The sequence below is a fragment of the Daejeonella sp. genome, assembly GCF_049655485.1.
Lineage (GTDB): Bacteria > Bacteroidota > Bacteroidia > Sphingobacteriales > Sphingobacteriaceae > Daejeonella.
This window is the reverse complement of the sequence record NZ_JBASJU010000305.1, coordinates 1-1,683: the sequence shown is the minus strand read 5'-3', so window position 1 is coordinate 1,683 and position 1,683 is coordinate 1. Positions and strand designations below refer to the sequence as shown.

The 1,683-nt window shown below is 43.7% G+C and carries 1 protein-coding gene; it reads right to left on the bottom strand.

Annotated elements, in window-relative coordinates; genetic code table 11:
* Positions 1–112: 112 nt before the first annotated feature.
* On the bottom strand, positions 113–1,683 hold a 1,571-nt coding region (locus WBJ10_RS12580), incomplete at its 5' end, for a M61 family metallopeptidase (RefSeq protein WP_424290812.1).

Genomic DNA, 1,683 nt, shown 5'->3' with positions numbered 1-1,683 from the left:
TTAATAACCCGTGTTATTTCGTTTTGCTGAACAAACTGTTCAGGCTTTTGAACTGAACATGAATTCAGGATTAAAAGTGCGGCCAGGCCAGCGTGTATTTTGTTGATCTTCATTATTTTATTTTGGATGATAACCAGTTGTTTCTGAATTGGATTTGTTGCGGAGTGGGGTTTTCAAAAGGAACGATTGTCAATGTATTGTCCTCCTGAAATCTCAGACTCGATGTATTTACTTCACCCTTATGTTCAAAAGTGACGGGCACAGTTTGCCCGGGTTGATATTGGGAAAGGATCTGTTCAAGATTCACGGTTCCCGTTAAATTAGTATCTCCAATCTTTAGGATAAAATCACCCACGTCGATACCGGCCTCGTAGGCGGCGGAGCCCTTCACTGTAGGGCTAGCCACCCTGTTTTTCCCTGAGGCTGGTATCAATGTTAAACGAACCGGGCCAATGCTTGGTTTACCGGGAGATGCTTTACGCAGTTCGAGTCCGGCATTTGCCAGCAGTTTACCATAGTCGTTCTTCTCGATCCCTTCCACATACTTCTTAAAGTAATCCTGTGCAAATGATGTATTTGTCATTTTGCCAAGAACATTTTGCAAATCAAGGATGGTGTAAGGAATTTCGCTTTTTCCATGAGCCGTCCAGACTGCCTTCATGTAATCGTCGAGTGTTAAGTTGAATTCGGATCGTAAACGAAGATCAAGGCCCAGAGCAACGAAAGCCCCATAGGTGTAATACGAAGCGAAATTATTCGCATAATTGTTCTTGTCAACTGATACGCCAGCATCGACAAATACCGCGTACCGGCTCATATGGGTTGGAGGAAAGGATGCAGCACCCGGCGAATTCAATATACCATTAAGTATGCCCGACACAATTCCATGGTATTGTTTATCTGTTCTGAAACCTGCACGTCTAAGTATAAGGTCACCATAATACTGGGTAAAACCTTCAGCGAACCAAAGCTCGCTGCTCATATTAGCGTGAGAGAAATTAAAAGGCTCAAGGGTTTTCGGACGGATGCGTTCAACATTCCAGGCATGAAAAAATTCATGTGAGAAAGTACTTAGCATAGCCTCTTCGTTTCCAGCGATCTTTAGGCCGCTGCTGGTAATTACTGTTGAATTGCGATGTTCCATCCCATCACCATTATTATCCGGATTGACATCCTGCAGGAAAGTGTAAGTTCCATAGTCGAAAACAGGCAATTCTCCGAATACGGCCTTTTGTTCGGCTACTACTTTAGAAACCATTTTAGCGTAATTGTTCACGACCTCCTGATTGTCAGCGGTGCCATGAGAACTCAATCTGATAGTCTGGTTTTTGCCACCAGTGCTGGTATCTCTCCATTCGGCAAGCTTAAAATCAGAAAGCTCGACCGGGCTATCCATAAAATACTGGAGATTCGGCGCCGTGTATACATTATCAATAGAACTTTCTTTTAATTGGGTGGCAACTTTCCAACGATATTTTTCGAGATCATTGAACTTGATACTGATCGGCCGCGAGGCTAAAGAAGGAAACCACATAAAAGTTGCAGGCATATTCATATGCGCGTGAGTTTCGTCTATAGCAAGGTATGTTCCGTCTACGTGGTTACCATAAACGGTGTAGTTTATCCTCGCCGATCCATCGTGTTTATCAAGCCGGTAAACATCGCCCTCAACCTGTGTAACCG